21 protein-coding genes and 1 pseudogene (1 of these 22 cut by a window edge) are annotated in these 18,871 nt (G+C 38.4%); 14 read left to right on the top strand and 8 right to left on the bottom strand.

The annotated features are described in order from the left end of the window. From H7A25_18170 to H7A25_18150, 5 genes are all read right to left on the bottom strand, one after another. Positions 1 to 2,742, bottom strand: coding sequence for a pyruvate, phosphate dikinase (locus H7A25_18170; protein ID MCP5501834.1), 2,742 nt, complete (start codon positions 2,740 to 2,742; stop codon positions 1 to 3). A gap of 258 nt (positions 2,743 to 3,000) precedes the next feature. Then, entirely contained in the window at positions 3,001 to 3,912 is a 912-nt protein-coding gene (locus H7A25_18165; protein MCP5501833.1) for a glycosyltransferase, read from the bottom strand. Positions 3,913 to 4,123: 211 nt separating this feature from the next. Next, positions 4,124 to 4,783 carry a Uma2 family endonuclease gene (locus H7A25_18160; GenBank protein MCP5501832.1) on the bottom strand — a complete coding sequence of 220 codons (660 nt, stop codon included), beginning with the start codon at positions 4,781 to 4,783 and terminating at the stop codon, positions 4,124 to 4,126. 113 nt (positions 4,784 to 4,896) lie between these two features. Further along, positions 4,897 to 5,418, bottom strand: a complete 522-nt coding sequence (locus H7A25_18155; GenBank protein MCP5501831.1) for a hypothetical protein — start codon at positions 5,416 to 5,418, stop codon at positions 4,897 to 4,899. Then, on the bottom strand, positions 5,415 to 5,795 hold the full coding sequence (locus tag H7A25_18150; GenBank protein ID MCP5501830.1) for a hypothetical protein: 381 nt from the start codon (positions 5,793 to 5,795) through the stop codon (positions 5,415 to 5,417). Before H7A25_18150 ends, H7A25_18155 begins: the two co-directional genes overlap by 4 nt. A gap of 524 nt (positions 5,796 to 6,319) precedes the next feature. Here H7A25_18150 and H7A25_18145 point away from each other — a divergent pair. Beyond that, positions 6,320 to 7,081: a Uma2 family endonuclease gene (locus H7A25_18145; GenBank protein MCP5501829.1), complete on the top strand. Its 762-nt coding sequence runs from the start codon at positions 6,320 to 6,322 to the stop codon at positions 7,079 to 7,081. A 73-nt stretch (positions 7,082 to 7,154) separates the two neighbouring features. Here H7A25_18145 and H7A25_18140 read toward each other — a convergent pair whose 3' ends face one another. Together H7A25_18140 and H7A25_18135 are read right to left on the bottom strand one after the other, a co-directional pair. Next, on the bottom strand, positions 7,155 to 7,913 hold the full coding sequence (locus tag H7A25_18140) for a hypothetical protein (GenBank protein ID MCP5501828.1): 759 nt from the start codon (positions 7,911 to 7,913) through the stop codon (positions 7,155 to 7,157). Beyond that, on the bottom strand, positions 7,910 to 8,128 hold the full coding sequence (locus H7A25_18135) for a hypothetical protein (protein ID MCP5501827.1): 219 nt from the start codon (positions 8,126 to 8,128) through the stop codon (positions 7,910 to 7,912). Before H7A25_18135 ends, H7A25_18140 begins: the two co-directional genes overlap by 4 nt. A 95-nt stretch (positions 8,129 to 8,223) precedes the next feature. Here H7A25_18135 and H7A25_18130 point away from each other — a divergent pair, with 95 nt between their 5' ends. The 13 genes and pseudogenes from H7A25_18130 (at position 8,224) to H7A25_18070 (ending at position 17,899) form a co-directional block, all read left to right on the top strand. After that, positions 8,224 to 9,810 carry a caspase family protein gene (locus tag H7A25_18130; protein ID MCP5501826.1) on the top strand — a complete coding sequence of 529 codons (1,587 nt, stop codon included), beginning with the start codon at positions 8,224 to 8,226 and terminating at the stop codon, positions 9,808 to 9,810. Then, positions 9,789 to 10,787, top strand: a complete 999-nt coding sequence (locus H7A25_18125) for a MoxR family ATPase (GenBank protein MCP5501825.1) — start codon at positions 9,789 to 9,791, stop codon at positions 10,785 to 10,787. The genes H7A25_18130 and H7A25_18125 overlap by 22 nt, the downstream gene beginning before the upstream one ends. Next, positions 10,763 to 11,917: a hypothetical protein gene (locus H7A25_18120; GenBank protein ID MCP5501824.1), complete on the top strand. Its 1,155-nt coding sequence runs from the start codon at positions 10,763 to 10,765 to the stop codon at positions 11,915 to 11,917. The genes H7A25_18125 and H7A25_18120 overlap by 25 nt, the downstream gene beginning before the upstream one ends. Beyond that, positions 11,914 to 14,391 (top strand): formylglycine-generating enzyme family protein, encoded by a 2,478-nt coding sequence (locus H7A25_18115; protein MCP5501823.1) that lies wholly within the window; start codon positions 11,914 to 11,916, stop codon positions 14,389 to 14,391. Before H7A25_18120 ends, H7A25_18115 begins: the two co-directional genes overlap by 4 nt. 107 nt (positions 14,392 to 14,498) lie before the next feature. After that, positions 14,499 to 14,747, top strand: a complete 249-nt coding sequence (locus tag H7A25_18110) for a transposase (protein MCP5501822.1) — start codon at positions 14,499 to 14,501, stop codon at positions 14,745 to 14,747. Further along, positions 14,680 to 14,847 carry a hypothetical protein gene (locus H7A25_18105; protein MCP5501821.1) on the top strand — a complete coding sequence of 56 codons (168 nt, stop codon included), beginning with the start codon at positions 14,680 to 14,682 and terminating at the stop codon, positions 14,845 to 14,847. Before H7A25_18110 ends, H7A25_18105 begins: the two co-directional genes overlap by 68 nt. A 21-nt stretch (positions 14,848 to 14,868) precedes the next feature. Further along, positions 14,869 to 15,204 (top strand): hypothetical protein, encoded by a 336-nt coding sequence (locus tag H7A25_18100; protein ID MCP5501820.1) that lies wholly within the window; start codon positions 14,869 to 14,871, stop codon positions 15,202 to 15,204. Next, positions 15,201 to 15,809, top strand: a complete 609-nt coding sequence (locus H7A25_18095; GenBank protein MCP5501819.1) for a hypothetical protein — start codon at positions 15,201 to 15,203, stop codon at positions 15,807 to 15,809. Before H7A25_18100 ends, H7A25_18095 begins: the two co-directional genes overlap by 4 nt. 81 nt (positions 15,810 to 15,890) lie before the next feature. Next, positions 15,891 to 16,259 carry an IS200/IS605 family transposase gene (gene tnpA / locus H7A25_18090; GenBank protein ID MCP5501818.1) on the top strand — a complete coding sequence of 123 codons (369 nt, stop codon included), beginning with the start codon at positions 15,891 to 15,893 and terminating at the stop codon, positions 16,257 to 16,259. A 157-nt stretch (positions 16,260 to 16,416) separates the two neighbouring features. Beyond that, entirely contained in the window at positions 16,417 to 16,698 is a 282-nt protein-coding gene (locus H7A25_18085) for a hypothetical protein (protein MCP5501817.1), read from the top strand. After that, positions 16,695 to 17,113: pseudogene (locus tag H7A25_18080) on the top strand (type II toxin-antitoxin system VapC family toxin). Before H7A25_18085 ends, H7A25_18080 begins: the two are co-directional and overlap by 4 nt. Before the next feature lie 181 nt (positions 17,114 to 17,294). Next, complete coding sequence (locus tag H7A25_18075) at positions 17,295 to 17,510, top strand: hypothetical protein (GenBank protein ID MCP5501816.1); 216 nt, start codon at positions 17,295 to 17,297, stop codon at positions 17,508 to 17,510. Further along, a complete protein-coding gene (locus tag H7A25_18070) occupies positions 17,507 to 17,899 on the top strand; it encodes a PIN domain nuclease (protein ID MCP5501815.1) in 393 nt (130 codons plus the stop codon). The genes H7A25_18075 and H7A25_18070 overlap by 4 nt, the downstream gene beginning before the upstream one ends. A 49-nt stretch (positions 17,900 to 17,948) precedes the next feature. On the opposite strand, the gene H7A25_18065 is transcribed toward H7A25_18070, so the two are convergent. Then, positions 17,949 to 18,871, bottom strand: the 3' portion of a protein-coding gene (locus H7A25_18065) for a DUF2029 domain-containing protein (protein ID MCP5501814.1). Its footprint extends 613 nt past the window's final position; 923 of the gene's 1,536 nt are visible here — the last part of the coding sequence; its start codon lies off the right edge, out of view; its stop codon occupies positions 17,949 to 17,951.

Below are 18,871 nucleotides of genomic sequence, written 5' to 3'. Positions count from 1 at the left end.
TTACTTGGGCTGAATACCTTTTTCAATCAGGGCAACCTGGGCAGCAGCGATTCTTGCTATAGGTACCCGGAAAGGAGAACAGCTCACATAATTCAGTCCTATCTTATGACAGAAATGAACCGAGGCCGGGTCTCCACCGTGCTCACCGCAGATTCCGATTTCAATATCAGGTCTTTTTGCACGACCGGCTTCTACACCTAATTTCATGATTTTCCCCACACCATTCTGGTCAATGGTAGCAAAAGGATTTTCTTTCAGGATTCCTCTTTCGAGATACTCGATTAAGAAACCTTTCTCTGCGTCATCACGAGAAATTCCGTAAGTAGTTTGGGTCAGGTCGTTTGTTCCGAAAGAGAAGAACTCAGCATATTCAGCCAGTTCGTCTGCTGTAAGAGCCGCTCTCGGAATTTCTACCATAGTTCCAAACTTATAGTGGATATTCATTCCTCTCTCTTCCATTACAGCTTTTGCTTCGTCTTCGAGGGCTTTCTGCTGAACTTTTAACTCGTTCACATGGCTGGTAAGAGGAATCATAATTTTAGGATAAACATGTATTCCCTCTTTTGTCACCTGGCAGGCGGCTTCGATAATGGCACGAACCTGCATACGAGTAAGAGCACTTAAATGGATTCCGAGACGAACACCACGCAGACCGAGCATCGGGTTCTGTTCGTGCATAGACTCCACTCTTTCCAGAAGGGCTTTTTTCTCACTGATAGCTTTTAAAATCGTATCTACTTCTTTTAAGTTTCCGGCACTTTTTAGAAGACGTATCTTCAGATCGGAAAGTTCTAAAAGTAAATCAGAAATAGTAGGTAAGAACTCGTGTAGAGGTGGGTCAATTAAACGAATCACTACCGGAAGACCGTTCATCACACGGAAAAGACCTGCAAAGTCTTCTCTCTGGTAGGGAAGAAGGGCATCGAGGGCTTCCTGGCGTACGGCGTCTTCTTCTGCAAGAATCATTTTTTGAACCAGAGGTAATCTCTGTATTTCAAAGAACATGTGTTCTGTACGGCAAAGACCGATTCCTTCAGCTCCATTGTCTCTGGCTCTCTGGGCGTCATTCGGATAGTCAGCGTTTGTCCATACTTGAAGTTTTCTGGCTTCATCGGCCCAGTTCAGAAGTTTAATCAGGTGCGGATCTTTAATGTCGGGAATTACAGTAGTAATTTCTCCGCTGAAAACCTCACCGGTATTTCCATCGATAGAAATCACTTCTCCCTCATGGAGTTCAACACTTCCCACTTTCATCTTTCTGTGGATAAGATCAATTTCCATTTCCACAACACCCACAATAGCGGGTTTTCCGAATTGTCTGGCTACAAGAGCTGCGTGACTTGTACGTCCTCCCCGACTGGTAAGAATACCTTTGGCAGCGAGCATACCGTGTACATCATCCGGCTTGGTTTCCGGACGAACCATAATCACTTTTTTACCTTCTTCTGCCCATTTTACAGCGAGGTCGGCATCAAAAGCTATCTGACCTACAGCTGCACCGGGAGATACGTTCAGTCCTTTAGCTAAAAGTGCACCGGAATTGATCATCTTTTTCTTTTCTTCAGCTTTAAACTGAGGGTGCAAGAAGAAGTCAATTTGTTCCGGAGTAACCCGTAAAAGAGCCTGTTCTTTGGTAATGATCCATTCTTCAGCCATTTCTACAGCAATACGAACAGCGGCCTGAGCCGTTCTTTTCGCGTCACGGGTCTGGAGAATCCAGAGTTTCCCTTTCTCGATAGTAAATTCGATATCCTGAACGTTTTTATACTGCTTTTCGAGGTTTTTGCAGATGGTGATTAATTCGCTATAGGATTCCGGTAGCTCTTTTTTCATAAGAGCAATCGCTTTGGTTGCCCGAATACCGGCTACCACATCTTCTCCCTGAGCATTAATCAGCCAATCTCCTTCCAGCTCTCTTTCTCCGGTGGAAACGTTTCTGGTTGTCACCACACCGGTGGCAGAGGTATTTCCCATATTACCGAAAACCATGGCAACGATGTTAACTGCTGTTCCGAGGTCATGAGGGATTTTTTCTGCATTTCTATAATCGAAAGCCCTTTTTCCATTCCAGCTTTTGAAGACGGCTTCTGTAGCCAGACGAATCTGCTCGATTGGATCCTGTGGAAAATCTCTCCAGGCTTTATGTTTGAACACAACTTTAAACTTATCTACAAGTTTTTTCAGGGCTTTTGCATCCAGATCGGAATCGGAAGCTACACCGGCAGATTTACGAGTTTCTTCGAGAACTTCTTCAAAAGCCTCATCTGCGATACCCATTACAACGGTTCCAAACATTTGAATCAGACGACGGTAAGAGTCATAGGCAAAAGACTCGTTGCCGGAGAGTTTTACCATTCCTACAACAGTCTCATCATTTAAACCAATATCTAAAACAGTGTCCATCATACCCGGCATAGAAAACTTTGCACCGGAACGACAGGAAACAAGAAGTGGGTTGGAAGGGTCACCAAATTTCTTTCCGGTTTTCCCTTCAAGAGCCTTCATGGCTTCTAATTGCTGCTCCCACATGCCATCAGTAAAGTGGGCATCAGCAGCTAAATAGGCATTACAGGCTTCTGTAGTTACTGTGAAGCCGGGAGGAACCGGAACTCCATTCCGAGTCATGTCTCCGAGGTTGGCTCCTTTACCGCCTAAAAGACCTCTTACTTTATCCCAATTTCCACCCATCAGCTGTTCGGCTTCCGAGAGTTCATCAAATAAATAAACCCATTTTTTACTCATCTAATAGTGCTCCTAACTAAATTATCAGTTTTTATTGGTACCTGTAATACAGGCTTTGATTTCGCATGTTGAATAGAATTTTATTAATACCAATTTGGTGTTTGTTTTTGGTTTTGTCCATACTGGCTTTTCCTATAAGAGATTTAAAGGCAGGAAAAGTCCAGTGGGAATTTATAAAAATTTTTATATCTCTTCAAAAAAGTCCGGAGTTTTTTGAATCGCAGGCGAACCCATCGGAGGTTCGCATACTTTTTATTTTCAAGCCTTTTCTTTTCGACCTAAAAGAAGAGTTTTAAAAGATTCTCTCAGGTTCTGGAGATTCCCTTTCCATTTCTCCTGATTTTCTAAGAATTTATCGTTTAATTCACTGGCATTTTTGGTAAATGTATTATATTGTTGTTCCAGTTGAATAACCCGGCTTTCTATTTCATCCAGAATCTTTTTGTTCTTTTTCTTATCTTCTTCGCTGAAGGTTCCAAATTCATATTCGATTATATCATCTTTAATGCTGCCTTTTGTAAGAAGGTGAAGCTCTACATGGAAGTATTTTTCAATCAAGGAGAAGCGACCTTCTTTAACGAGTCTGCGAATACTCACAGATAAAGCCGTACTATTTAAAAAGCGCAAAGGGCGGAATTTGGAGGCTCTATCTACCAGATCATGGTCTTCCGCTATTTTTACATCTTCATCAAAGCCTCCTACGCGGTTAAAAAGCCTGCGGGTAATAAAAATGCAAAAACCGGCGGCTCTGGGATTGATGCTCTGGTTAAGTTTAACGGTAAGGTTTGCCAGTTTAAACATGAGCTTATCGAGCTGCAAATCGGACTGGGGTTTAAACTCACAGGTTGCGAGGTCTAAAAACCTTTCTTCCATTTCGTTCAGGGCACTTTCTAAGAAATCTTCCGGAAGACTTACATCTGCATCAAAAAAGAAAAGGAACTCTCCTCTGGCAGCTTCAGCTCCCCGGTTACGACCCGGTCCGGGCATTCCACCCGGAACAACCTTCGCTCCGAACTTTTCTGCAACTTCAGCCGTTTTATCTTTAGAACCTGCATCTGCTACAATGATTTCGTAGTCAGTAAAAGTTTGTTTTTTGATGGATTCCAGAAGGACGGGTAAAAACTCTTCTTCATTCAAAGTAGGAATAATAATACTAATCTTTGGTGGCATAGCAAACAATTTGAATTATATAGGAAAAAAGCAAATGATAATTCGAGATTTTTTAAAAAAGGTGAAAATTGTTTTCTCGTTTTCCAGCTTTTCTTTATATCTCCTCCGGACAGGACTCACTTCTTTTTTCTTACAGCCTGTCTTAAAATAGACTTATTTATTAAAGAAAAACAAGCTGCAAGGGTCTATAGCTTCATTTTCAGACAGACTCTTATTGAAAAACATCTCCCACGTTTAGTGTGAAACCCTCTATAGCTTTAGATGTAATCGACTTACCTTTTTCTGCGGTTTGTATGTGAATCATAACTCCAAGTTGGTTGTGGTAGACTTCAATGTTTTCTTTATTCGGGTTTACTATCCAGTATTCATCTACACCAAATTTACCGTAGTTTCTCATCTTTTCGTTTCGGTCTATTTTTTCTGTGGATTTGGATAATACTTCTAAGGTGAAATCGGGAGCACCAAAGATGTATTCTTTAATAATGGATGAGCGCTTATCGGAAATGTAGATTACATCCGGCTGATAGACATTTTCTTTGTCAAAATGAACATCAATATAAGTTAATACAGTTTCCGAGGGTTTATTTTCTCTTACATACCTATATATCAATAAAAGAACATCACCCAGAATCCCTTGATGCTGGCATGTATGTGAAACTTCAAAAACAAGTTTTCCTTCGATGAGTTGATAGGGTGCTCTTTCAGGAAGTTTTGCATAATCATCGGCAGTGAATTTTTTATCTTTGCTGATGTCTGTAATCACGTATTGTCCGGATTCTTCGTCGAAGAAAAGAATCTGTTTGCCTATCTTACGATACAGATTAACACCCAAAAGATCTTCCATTGTAACCGGCTGGAATAAATCGCTCATTTTCCTAATATAGATTTTGTGTTGGAAAAAGGCAAGTGAATTTTGGGACTTGCAAGAATAAAAATGTAGGTGAGATTCACTTTCTCAGCTTCGTTTATTTCCTTTTTAAAAGATTAAAGTCCTTCTACCAGTTTCTTTACTCTTTCCGGGTGAGTCTTAACATCTTTCATATAGAGGTCGGGGTTACGCATTTCTTCCACGTATTGATTCTTTCGTCCGGCATAGTGATCGGAGAGACGTTCTTCAATAGCATACGCTTCCCAGGCAGCAAATCTTTCCAGACCGATTACTTCTTCTTTAGTAGCTTCTTTTATTGTACCATCAGGATAATGGATTTTGAATTTAGAAAGGTTTAATGGGTTTTGGACAAACATGGGTGGAATTTCCTGTGGGAAATTTTTCAGAGAAAGAAAACCAACTTTCTTCCATCTTTCTTTAACAGAATCCATGTAAACCAGGGTGATAAATAATATAGAAGAGGAACAAATTTTTTCCATATCTTCCATTGGTTTTGTAAGCTTGAGATCATAAAAAACAAAAGTGTTATTCTCCAATACCCTGCAATAGGAGAAGAGATTTTTATCTAAAGGAATTTCTAAAATAGAACCCGGTTTCAAAATGATTCTTTTCTTCATATAATATACCAGATAAACAGACTTAAAGCAGATATTATGGATAAAACACCAAAAAATTTCATAGCCGCTTTCATGTATTTTTCCCTTTTTTTATTTCTGTAAGAAATACTATTTATTTTGTTTCCAGAGGTTCCACCTTCTGACTGTGCCCCTCCAAAAGAATCTATTAGCATTTGCTCTCTTCCACGAATGGCATATTTATTGGTGGATACTTCATCCAATATTGCTTTACCGTATGAATCTTTATTTATATGATGTGAACTGTCCCTTTTTGTCAAAATCTTTTTTGGATCATCTGTTCCGCTGGCTCTTCCACTATAGATTTCACCTGTTACTCTGTTTGTTTTGGTATAGGTGAGGTAGATGCGTTTTTTCATGATATCCTTCCTTAATAGAAGATTAGCTATAAAAACATATAGTTATAAGTCAAATTTATTTTCATGTAATAACTTAAAAATGAATCCTATCTTACAATACAGATTAACACCCAAAAGGTCTTCTATTGTCACCGGCTGGAATAAATCGCTCATTTACCTGATATAGCTTTTGTGTTGGAAAAAGGCAAGTGAATTTTATTTCGAATATTTACACTAACTTTACACTTGTTTTTCATAAGGAGCTTTAGTAGCGAGATTTTAAACGGCATCATAAGCGGGGTACAGGCCCTTAAAGGCCGCTTAAGATCCTCTCTATGGGCCTCTTTATAAAATCGTTTATGAAAAAGTAGTGTATATTAGTTCTAATTGAGTTCTTGTTCTCCCCAAACCGGTGCTTCGGCTCAGGTTTACACCTTCGCTTTAGCAAGCGGTTTGGTTTGGTTTGGGAAAGGTTTCCGCACCCTGAGGGGCAATGTATATCCGCTTGACAAAAGCTAAAGGCTTGTTTAGTCTTGGATAAAACCATGCAAAGTATTGAGATAAAATTTCCGGATAGCGTCTCCTTAAACCCAAGTCTTGTCGAGAAGATGAGTGCTCTGAATCCGGGTTTGGATTTAAGCTATGAAAGTTCCCTTTTGCGTATTCGGGAAGGAGGTCTTTCCTTTTGGGAGCAGGATTTTTTTAAGCTACACCTGCCTTTTAATATGCAGGAAGAAGAACTATTTGAACTGGGCGACTTAAATGCCGGCCTGAGATTAGAAGGAGAAGAGGACTTACTCATCATCAATATGGGAACATTAGGATTAATCGGAGCTTTTACTGTTTTAATCGGTGCAACACTGGTGATCTGGAATCGAAAGATGAAAATGGGAAGGGTTTTTGATTCCTCTACCAATCACGATTTGGAAGTGGAAGGAAAAAAGATGTATCGTTTACCGGATGTATCCTTTATCCTGTATGAAAAATTCAGTAAGCAGGTCCTTGATGAAAAATATAGACTGGGTGCTCCCACACTCTGCATTGAAGTAGTTTCTCATAAAAATAGCTTGAAGCAGGATTTGGAGAAGATGAAAGAAGACTGGATGCGGGCTGGCACCGAAATTGGTCTTGTAGTCTGTCCTCACCGAAAGAAGTATTATCTCTTCGAGAAAGGAAAAGCAGCTTATCAAACCTTAGCTTTTTCTAAACCTTTCCGCCATGACTTGCTCTTTGAGCTTACATTAGACTTTTCGTTATTACTCAAAGAAGCTATGGAAGAAGTCAAGCGAGAAGGGGAGCTGAGATAGATGGCTGTGTTTCTAAACCGAATACCAAAACCGGTTGCTAAAGCGAAGCCGAAGCACCGGTTTGGGGAAGGGTTTAATCCACTTGTATAATTTGACTTATAGCTTTAGATTTATCTTTTGTTTCTTCCCACTCAGCTCTAACTTTTAGGGTTTTGCCTTCGAAGTTTAGATCGATGAAGGTCTGTATGCTTCCGGTTGTTAGGGTTTTAAAGGAGACTGTTTCTTCTCTTTTTTCTGGATCCAGGTCAAAGTAGAAAACTACTTTTGTTTCTTTGGGGAATACCCCATTGATACTGACTCTTGTTTTGGTTTTATCTATTTTTTTTGCAAGGCTTTCAAAGCGGTATTCGGGTTTGGGCTTATGTATTTGTCTTGCGGCATATAGGAGAGCAACAGGGATTAGAAAACAGGAAAGGCCTACAAAAATTCTTGTTATTTTTATATCTCTGTTTTTTTGTCTGGAGGAAGAAAAATAGTGTTCTCTCATTTTTCTTAAGCTATCTATATCTGTTTCAATAGATTCACCGGATTGTGCTTTTGTTGTATAATAGTATGCAAAGATGAGTAATATGATAGGGCTAAAAAGGATAACATAGCTCGGTAAATCAAAAGGAAGACTGATGTAGTACTGAATAAATCCTGTTCCGATACCTACAATGGGAGAGTAGATCCCCCAGAGCCAGAGTATCAACTTTTCTAATTTCTCAGCGGATTGGTTTATATTCTCGTGATTTGCATCCAGTAAGGTTTTCTGATAAGTATTTATCCAGTATGTTTTGTTTTGGAGGTTTAAGCGTTCCGGCTCTTTTTTGGGTTCAGTAGGTTCGCTCATACACTCAGCTCGTATTCATGTTGTCCGCCGCAGTGCGGGCAGTCTACTATGGGATAAATTTTTTGGGGTGTTTGTGCAGCTTCTCCTTTTCCGAAGAGCTTTTTTAGCGAGTCTCCGAGTCCTTTCCCGGTAAGGCCTTCATTGTAGGTTACCGGGGCTGTAAAGGTTTTATCTTTGTAAATTGGACAGGTGAAAGTTCTTTCTTCTGTTGGCATTTTGATTTCCTCAGAGTAAAAATAAAAAATTACAATGTATTTGACAAGAAAATAAATATTCTGAGAGAATACAGCCTGAGAGTTTCGAGGAAAAATTGAGCGATTCAAAGAGAAAGCTGGCCCTGGTTTTTGGAGTTTCCGAGTATCCTGAGGGAATTCATGACCTGCCCAAATGTGCCAATGATGTGGAGGCTGTTCGGGAAGCCCTGGAAGACATAGGTTTTTCGGTATATCCCAAGCAAAAGGAAAAATCTTTGAATCCTTTCAGTTCAGATATGGTTTCCTATTCATCTGAATTTTTAGGAGAAATTAAATCTAATACCACAGAAATTGTACTTTTCTATTTTACAGGACATGGATTTACACATGATAGCAATTTACTTCTAATTCCTTACTTCAAGGGAAAATTAGAAACTATGGCTGATTATGGTCTTCTTTTTGAAGCGAATTGCTTTGATTTTAAAAACCAAATTTTCAATAAAGGGTCTTTGATTGATCATCCAAAAATTAAAAAAGTTTTTATACTAGATTGCTGTAGAACGGAGTTTGTTTTCGGAACTGAAGTGAAAAAGGTTTATATGGATCCTCAGGTTATGCAGACTCAATTTGAAAAAACAAATACAATATTTTCTTACGCCTGTTTAGATGGAAGGGAAGCAGATGCAGATATTTTTCCTAATTATTCGAATTATACGAAATATTTTTTAGATTATCTTGAAGAAGATAATTTAGCTATAGAAACTTTACTGGCAAATATTACCGGAAAAATGTTAGAAAAAGGTAAACAAAAACCTACGCAAATAGGAACCTGTCCTTCTTTCTCCTTATATGATAGTCAATCAGAAGAAAGCTTTTATGATAAAATACAAAAGTACATTAGCAGAATAGATTTTAGAGGACACCTGCGAACCTTTAAAGGGAGTAAGTATTTAGGAGGAAATGTACATCTTCTTTTTTGTTCCGGAAGTCAATATAAGGATGTGATGCTTCTTGCGAGGGTGCTTATCGATGAGATTCCGAAATCTGTAGTATCGGAAAAGTTAATAATAGGAAGTCCTTCCTGCAAGAATGCCGAGAAACTGATTGAATCTATAGGAAGGTCTTTAAAAATTGATGCAAGTATTGATAAAAAAGAGAGTATATTAGAAATAGTAAATAAACTAAAAAAGAAAAATCAGGTTATTCTAATTGAAGACCCTGAAAAACTTATGGCTAACTTTGATAATACAGCCGGAACCGAGCTGGAGAAGCTTTCTCATTTTTTTCATGAACTAAAAGAGAAAATAGATGAATTGAAGCCAAAATTCTCTCTGTATGTTTTCTTTTTACATCCGGGAAAGTATTCAGATAAGAAAGAAAACTTGGATAAACTTTGTAAAACTTTAGAAATTAAAGAAGACGCACAGTTTAACTTAAAAGAAGCTCATGTTGTAAAAGATTTTTACAAATGGGTAGAAAAATATTTAGATGAGTTGAAAGAAGCGTTCTTTCGAGAAGGAAAGTCTCATGACTCTTTTTCTTTAATGGATACCTGGTTAAAAGAAGAAGACGATGAAGCCTGCAAAGATTTTATTCAAGATAACGATTTGGATACAGATTCCTATTATAATTTCATAGAATCATTTTTATACTATTTAGATTTAGATATCAGGGGGAGTTCATGTCTCGGAAAAGTGAGATAGTTTATACCGGGGAAAGTTTAAGGAACGAGAATAAAAAGGTGGATGGGAAAGATGTCTTTGCTTATCTTCCTGAAAGCAAACTTGTAGAAGCGGTGAATCTTTCGATTGTTCTCGAAAGACCGCTTCTGATTATGGGAGAGCCGGGTTGTGGTAAAACGAGGCTTGCCGAATCCGTTGCCTATGAACTTCACAAAGAAGATATGTCTAATAAATATTTTCGTTGGAATGTGAAATCTACGAGTAAGGCCAAAGATGGACTCTATGTTTTTAAAGCTCTCAAGCATTTCCAGGACTCTCATGCAGACAGACTGAAAGATTACTCGGATGAGAATATTCTGAAAGAATACATTCAGGATGGTCCCCTGGGTAAGGCCATACGAATATGCAAAGACGCTAAGGATGCAAAAGAAATGCCCCCGGTTGTTTTAATCGATGAGATTGACAAGGCGAGTCTTGATTTTCCCAATGATCTCTTATACGAGCTGGAGCAAATGTCCTTTGAGTATGAAGAATTAAGCCTTGAATCGAACTTAAGAACGGTAGAAACCAGGGATTTAAAACCGATTGTTTTAATAACGAGTAATAATGAAAAAGAATTACCGGCCGCTTTTTTACGCCGCTGCATTTTCTATGAGATTGCGTTTCCCGGAAAAAAAGAGCTAAGAAAAATCGTGCATAGTCGTTTTGAAAATGCAGATAGTACCCTCGTTTCGGATACCGTAGATGCCTTTCTTCGGGTGCGAAAGAAATTAGAAACTACAGATAGAGTTTCGGATAAAAAAGTTTCTACGAGTGAATTAATAGACTGGTTTGAAGTAATTCAGCATTACCATAATAAACAAAAGTCTAATAAACTTACAGGTCCCGAAACTGAGCTTGTCAAAGAACTGGATAAACTCAAACTGGAAGAGGGACTTCCTCCTTTTTACCAGGTGCTATTGAAAGATACGTCATGGATAGACAGGTTCAAAAAATAAGTAAGAAACAAGCGGAGGTATTCTTGCCTCTGTATTCCTGTTTTATTAGGATTCGAGAAGAGCTTTCGAACGGGCTTTTGAGTATAGAGGATTATACTCTTCTCATAAAAGCTCTCAACCGGGGCTTCGGTCTTAAAGATAGGGAAGCCCTGTTGTCTTTGTGTAAGGCTATCTGGTTGAAACCCGGTATGGATAGCTTTCAATTTGAAGACCTGTTTCATAAAGGTCTGGAAGAAGAACTTTTAAGCCTTCAGGAGGCAGGGGAAGAAGAGCCTTTTTCGGAAAAGGAAGTAGTCTCTGAAAAAACAAAAACCCAATCATCAGCAGCTTTGGAGAGTCAGGTAGATAATGCTTTAGAAGAAGAGCAGGAAATTCTAAAAAAGGAGGAAGCGAAACCCGAAGAGAAGCTGTATCTCGGAATCGATAAGAGAAAGGGGGCTTCTTCGGGTCTGGAGAAAGGAGCTAAGAAAACTGATTTTGCATATCATTTTGATTTTTCGAAAAGTTTTTTGCCGGTAACAGAGAGACAAATTCAGCATAACCTTCGTCTTATACAACAGTATAAAGAAACTATAAATACAGACCTGATCGATATTTCGGCAACTGTAGCAAGTCTTACAAAAAAAGCTTTTTTAGATGAGTTTATCTACCAGAAAGAATGGGAAAGCGATTCAAAGATTCACCTGTTTGTAGACCATGCGGGTTCTATGGAAGTCTTCGAGGCTTTTTATGAACACCTGATAAACAGTATTCAAAAAACCCAGTATCAACTCAGTGTATATTATTATTCTAATGTACCGGATGAGTATGTTTTTTATAATCGAGCCGAGACAAGAGAAGTGAGTATTTACGATTTAGAAAAAATGCAGACAGCTCTGATTTTCAGTGATGCGGGAGGTTCCGGGCATTCTCTGAATAAAAGAAGGCTTGCTAAAACCGAAGATTTTCTTGATGCTCTAAAGAAAGTATCTGGACAGGTTCTCTGGATGAACCCGGTAGAAAGAAAACGCTGGAAAAATACGACGGCGGAAGAGATTGAAAAACTAATTCCTATGTATGAATTTTCGGATGCCGAGTTCAAAAAAGCGATTCAATTTCTGAAGAAGAATAGGGGACGTAAGCAAGGATGAAGCTCGCAGAAAAAAGGGTCGAGAGGTTCAAACGAAGCTATGAAGAATTGTATGGTGAAAGCCACTTTATCTTTGCCTGTCATGCTGCTTTTCCGGTTCTTTTTACTTCCGAGTTATTATATTTAATCTGGCAAAACTTTTCTCAGGATGAATATGGGAACTTCATCCCTTTTTCGAGGATGGCGGTAGCCGATTTGCTGCACTCTCCCTTTTGTTCCTCTATCGGCCCTAAAACCTATGAAATGGATAAGGAAATCAGAAGCCTCCTTTTAGAAGACCTGCGAAAGAAACCGGAATTCGGGGAAAAACGGATTAAACGAATCGCTGCCTTTTTATTGCAGTATGCCGAGAGGAAAAATCCCTCTGAAATCGAGAAAGACTTAAAAGATAGCCATCTCTGGACGGCGATGGCGGAGCTAAACAAAGTAGAGTCTTCTATACTTGTGAACAAAGCTTTTGTGGATGCTTTGGAAAAAAAAGATAAGAGTGAGATACTGAGAATCGGTTTTTTACTCGATTCTTTGATTCAGCGTTATCCGCATCTGGAAAATATACGTAATCTCACAAAAGCCTATCAGGATGATATTTATGGTGACAAACCGGAAACAAGATATGCAGTGATTTCGGATTCACCTACAAAGTTTGACCTGAAAGAGATTGCTCTTCCCACCTCGGTGATTGAGAACTTAAGGATAAACACCTCCCCCGAAGAAGAAAACGAAATCACTCCTGTTTCAGTATTTATTATCTTCACAGATGCAGAATCAAAAAAGAAATACTCAGAAAATGTTTTATTGAGTATAAAAAAATTAGAGTATGTAAAAGTAGAAGTGGGTAGCATGTATGCTTCTGTTAATATACGAGTCCCTTCAGAAGGGACTCCATTCATGTCAAAATACTCAGAAATCCAACACCACATTCAAACCGAAAAGCCGAAGCTTGTGGTTTTTTTGGGCGATAATCCTCCGCAGTTTTTGGATGAAACAGAAAAACACTTCACTCCCACTATGCTCGATATGTCCGAGCTTTTTCCGCTCAAAGCTTGCGAGACCCAACTTGCCATGTTTCTCTATCCGGATTCCCAGTCCCAGGCCATTGACACAATGTGGCGGGTGGAACATACGATAGGTATCCGGGGGAATGAGACAAAAGAAGAAGATAAACTTGGATTCTTGCAGGTGTTTTTACAGGATTATCAAAAAACTCAGGACTATAAGAAAGCCTATACGAATGCAAAAAATACTCAAGTTGCAAAAGAAGAGCAAATCGCCTATGTTGATATTTTACTAAATTATAAAAGAGAAAAATGGAGGCGAGTCGTTCAAACGAAAAATCCAGAATTTATTTTGAAAGACAAGCCTTCCTTTACTTTACCGCAGAAGTTTTCTTCGAGAAAGAAAGACTGGATAAACCTTACAGAGAGAGCTTTTATCGCTCACCGATTTGTTGATGAGAAAGAAACTGTACATACAATACACTATGTTGATATAAAATCCATAACGCTTGATACCCGATTTTATAAACTGGGATATGACATTATTCTTCGCACAAACTCAGAAGAAGAATATGTTTTTCCTGATTACAAAAAAGCTATTGCTCAGGAAATTCAGGAGAAAACTCAGTGGTTAAGGGAGAATATACTTATCTCCAATGAGGAACCGTTTAAAACCGAAACCATCGAGCTACATTCTCCTTCCGGTATGCCGGTGAACCAAAACTCCATCGGCACCGAATTTATCTACATCCCCGCAGGGGAGTTCATGATGGGACAAAGCCCCGGAGATGAAGAAGCTTTCGACAGGGAAAAACCGGCACATAAGGTCAGACTTACCACAGGATTTTATATGAGTAAGTATCCGCTGACACAGCGTGATTGGCTAAAAATCATAGAGGAGAATCCGAGCTCTTTCAAAGATGATTTGAATTGTCCGGTGGAAAGGGTTTCATGGAATGATGTACAGGAATTTATTAAACGTTTGAATGAGATGGAAACCCCCGAAGGCGACCCTCCGGAGGGTCGCCTGCAAGAGGGTCGCCTGCAAGAGGGTCGCCTTCTTCGGATGAAATATCGTTTGCCAACAGAAGCCGAATGGGAATACGCTGCGAGAGCCGGGAGCGAAACGAAATATTATTTTGGAAACGAGGCTTCGGAGTTAAAAAATTATGCCTGGTACGATGAAAACTCCGATAGTAAGACGCATCCGGTGGGAGAAAAACTTCCCAATGAGTTCGGACTTTATGATATGCTCGGAAATGTCTGGGAATGGTGCGAGGACTGGTATGATTCCGAATATTACAAAAAAAGTCCATTGGAAAATCCTTTTAATGGCGATAAAAGTGACTATAAAGTCTATCGCGGCGGCTCGTGGTACGATCATCCACTCCTTACTCGCGTCTCTTTCCGAGTCAGGGACCAGGGACTTGACTCGTTCGGCAGTCTCGGGTTTCGTCTGGTGTTTGCCGTGCCCCAGTAGTCCAAACCGGGCGTTGGATTTCCTCAGGGCGTGGATTAACCCACGCCCTGGGAATCCACGCCCTGAAATGATGCTATACAAAAATATGCCATAAATAAAATAGGTGTATGAGAGCCAATCAAACAAGGTATAATTTACATTATCATATTGTTTTTTCCACAAAGAACCGGGTGGCCTGTCTGAAAGAAGAGGATATTGATAAAATTAGAGAATTAGCCTGTTCTAAAGCGCAGGAAATCGGAAGCAGCATTCGTATTCTTAACGGTATTGGATCATGTTCATATCCTGATGTCCATCCCTCCGAAATTAAGCATTTCCTATGTGGTGATGCGTATCAAGGGTTATGTATCCTATAAAATGAAATCGGTATACTGGCAGGGTGGGTACTATGTACGCTGTGTTCCCCACACCCGGTTTGGGAAAGGTGTTGGTTGCAAAAAGCTTGACAGGTTTTAAGTAAGATAATATTGTGAGCTTATGGAATTGTTCAAGAATGATGATACTTACAGGGAATATTCCGAGTTTATAAATGCTCGGAAAGAGTTTTCTCAAGAAGATAGAAAAATGACCGGCTCAATTAAAAAGAAAACTATTGATCCTGATAAGGTAGAATACGACAAAGTTCATGTGGAAGTTTATTCCGGTGTTAGTCTCGGTGAAGCCTGGAGAGTTAATGATTCAATCAAAGCCGAAGAGATTCAAAGAGCCAGTGAGGGTTTCAGGAAGGTAACTAAAAAGTTTGATAGCTTTACAGAAAAGCAGGAGTCAAGCTCAATCTTAACTATTATTAAAAGGTTATTCAATCGAGGATGAAAGCACAGAGACTTTCAGGGTATATAATCCTTAGCTTATCATCTATACAGGATTGCACATTAGATGAGTTTATAAAAGCACCTTCTTATGTGTTATCCGATGAACTAAGTTATTATTCATCTAATATACGCTCAATCTCAAAAACCTCTCTTGATAAAGCCATACGCAAAGACTATCTTACAAAAGGGCATTTCTCCGAAGCCGACAAACGTAGATTCCATCGTCTACGCTTAATGCAGTCTGCAATTTATAAATATGAAGTTTCTTATAGCATAGAACCATTAAGCAAGATTTTAAAATTCTATGAAAAGGAAGCGGAAAGATGTCTTATCTTTGAATCTAATAATTTAGTAGATGATTATTTAGAAGTTTTGAAAATGTTTCATCTAAATTCTTTTTTGTACCAGAGAAAATCCTCTCCTCGTTTTGTAGATCATCTCTTCTTTAAAACTGCCTATATATCCAAAAATAAGCTGTTAAGACTTCTATCCGGGAAAGGTAGAGGAGTCTACCGAGAAGTTTTCGAACTGATTCCTCTAATCCTGGACAAAGACTTTAAAAACAATCTGGATTCCATTCACAGAAAGATATACCGGGAAGGATAAACAGAGCACACCCACGGCACGATGAAACACGTTATGATGAAATAATGCTATACAAAAATATGCCATAAATAAAATAGGTGTATGAGAGCCAACCAAACAAGGTATAATTTACATTATCATATTGTTTTTTCCACGAAGAACCGGGTGGCCTGTCTGAAAGATGAGGATATTGAGAAAATTAGAGAATTAGCCTGTTCTAAAGCGCAGGAAATCGGAAGCAGCATTCGTATTCTTAACGGTTATAGGGATCATGTTCATATCCTGATGTCCATTCCCCCGAAATTAAGCATTTCCTATGTGGTGATGCGTATCAAGGGTTATGTGTCCTATAAAATGAAATTGATATACTGGCAGGAAGGTTTTTCTGTCGATTGTGTTGAATGGAAGAATATAAAGCGAATCGAATCCTACATACAAAACCAACAAACCCACCACCGGGACGCTGCCTGAGTATCGGAACCGGCTGCTGAACCCCAAACCGGTGCTTCGGCTCAGGTTTACACCTTCGCTCAGCAATCGGTTTGGTTTGGAATACGAATTTTTAAAAAGACTTGCAGTAAAAACATCCGTTTAGTAAGCTCGGAAGATAATGCTAAAGGAGGGGAGAATGGCAAATGAAATTATTGAATCTGCAGGAATCATCGGGAAGCCCACTTTTGATGATGTAGTAGAAAATCTATTACGGATTATCGATACCTATGAAATCAGGCAAAAAGTTGAAATCATAAGTCGGATTTCCGATTCCATTTTACAGCAGGAAAATGAAGCGAGTGGGGATTCTGAACTTGAAGAAGTCTTTGGTAGTTGGGATGAAGAAGAATCTTCAGAAGAACTTATCGAAAGAATTTATTCAGCCAGGGTGCAAACCGAAAGGGAGATTGAATTTTGAATAAGTATTTATTAGATACAAATATCTGTATTCATTTTTTAAAAGGAGAATTCAATCTCATTGAAAAGGTTAGAAAAATTGGCATAGAAAGTTGTTTTGTATCAGAAATCACAATAGCAGAATTAAAATATGGTATAGAAAACAGTGCTGAAAATAAAAAAGAGAAAAATCGCTCTTCCTTGATTAACTTTTCTAAGAAATTTACTATTATACCTTTGACAACTTGCCTGGATATTTTTGCCAAAGAAAAAGCCAGACTTAAAAAAGAGGGAAAGAGGGAAAGATGATAAGTGACTTTGATTTATTAATTGGTGCTACTGCTGTCGCCAATGATATGGTTCTTATCACAAGAAATGTAAAACATTTTCAGAGAATACAGAATATTAAAATAGAAAATTGGATTGATTCAGACTAAAAATGTGAAATAGATCTGATTAATCTCATCGGTGCCCTAACGGGCACCCCTTCTCAGCGTCCGGTTGGTGAGCCTGTCGAACCACGTCACAGAGAAGGGGAAGATGTGCTGTGGTGTGGTGTTGGAAAAGTATTGACTTTTTACTTTCTCTGGTTATTCTTGAGGAAAAGGAATTTGTAATATGAATACACTGGCCATTCGCGAAAATGTAAAGATAATTAACAATAAAATAACTATTGAGCTACCTTTGGATTTTGACTTTGAAGAAGCAGAAATTATTATTTTTCCCGTAATAAGCAATAAGTCTTCCCAAAAAAAACTTTCAGATAAAATTTTAAGCTTACAGGGAATTGGTTGGGAAGGAGATCTTGAAGAGAATCGAGAATATAGGTTATGATACTGATTGATACAAGCGTTTGGGTTGATTTTTTGAACAATAAATCCAATGTCGGTGTAAAAAAATTAGAAAAGTTATTAAATGATAATCAGGAGATTTGTACAACCGGTATTATCATAACCGAGGTGTTACAGGGGATAGGTAAGGATAAAGAATATCTACGGACGAAATCTATTATATTAGAGTTACCTTATCTACCTATCAAAGAAAAACAAACCTTTCTCCACGCATCAGAGATCTATAGAAGTTGTAGAAAGGCAGGAATTACAGTAAGAAAAACAATAGATTGTTTAATTGCAGCTATAGCTATAGAAAATGATGTTCTTCTTTTAACGAATGATAAAGATTTTTCAGGAATTGCTAAAAATACTTCTTTGAAATTACACTAAAACCGGGCATGTTCCCCAAACCGGGTGTTGGATTTCCTCAGAGCGTGGATTAACCCACGCCCTGAGAAAATCCACGCCCTGATGGTTTCTCTTTTCTGAATATTATCCATAATAAAAATATGTATAACATTGATACTCTAATCAGAGAAACACCAATAGCAATTTTGGGATTGGAGATTGGAAAATGAAAAGAAAAGAGTATAAAAGCAATTATGTATAATACAATTGATTTCACTGATTTTAGTTCACAAACGAGAATTAGGAATAAAAAACTTACCGTAAGCATAACAAATGCAGCTGCATAAGGACTTTTCAAGGAGCCAAACATTAAAATTGAGATCCATATTGTAAGACGGAAACGAGGACTTCCTTTCCTAAAAGCTGCTAATATGGTTATAATTAATAAAAATATTGAAAATATATTACTTGCTGTCTTGGCCTCTTTCCATCCAATATTTAAAATACCTAATGCTCTGAGTTTGAATGGAATTCCGAAAGGAGCAATATTAAATTCTATATTTTGTTCAGATTCTGCTAAAAAGGATAAAGCTCTCCCGGTTTGAACCTGGGGTATATGGTAGAAAATAAAATCATTCCATATCTTCCCTCCAAATACGAGGTAGGTAATCCCGCAGATTATGATTGTTGAAATAATGACACTTAATATGGCTTTGTATTTTTTTTGAAATACTAGCATAATTCCTAAAATGCCGGGTGATATTTTAGAAAGTGTTACTATTGAAAGTAGGGTTCCGGAAATTGCATTTTTATTCTTTTCTAAGTAGGCCCAAACCAGTAAACTAATGCTGATTGCCGTTAGGTGAAAGTTGCCTACCTGTAAGGTAATAGCTATTGCAGGAGAGGATATTAGAAGAGGAGTAAAAATAAATATTCTTTTTTCGTGGTTATTTCCCAGGGTCTTTGCTAAAATATAAGCAGTTAAAATGGCTATAAGCATAGATATCCCGCTGA

It is taken from the genome of Leptospiraceae bacterium (assembly GCA_024233835.1).
Taxonomy (GTDB): Bacteria; Spirochaetota; Leptospiria; order Leptospirales; family Leptospiraceae; genus JACKPC01.
Note: the sequence above shows the minus strand (reverse complement) of the source record. Positions and strands in the feature narration are given on the sequence as shown.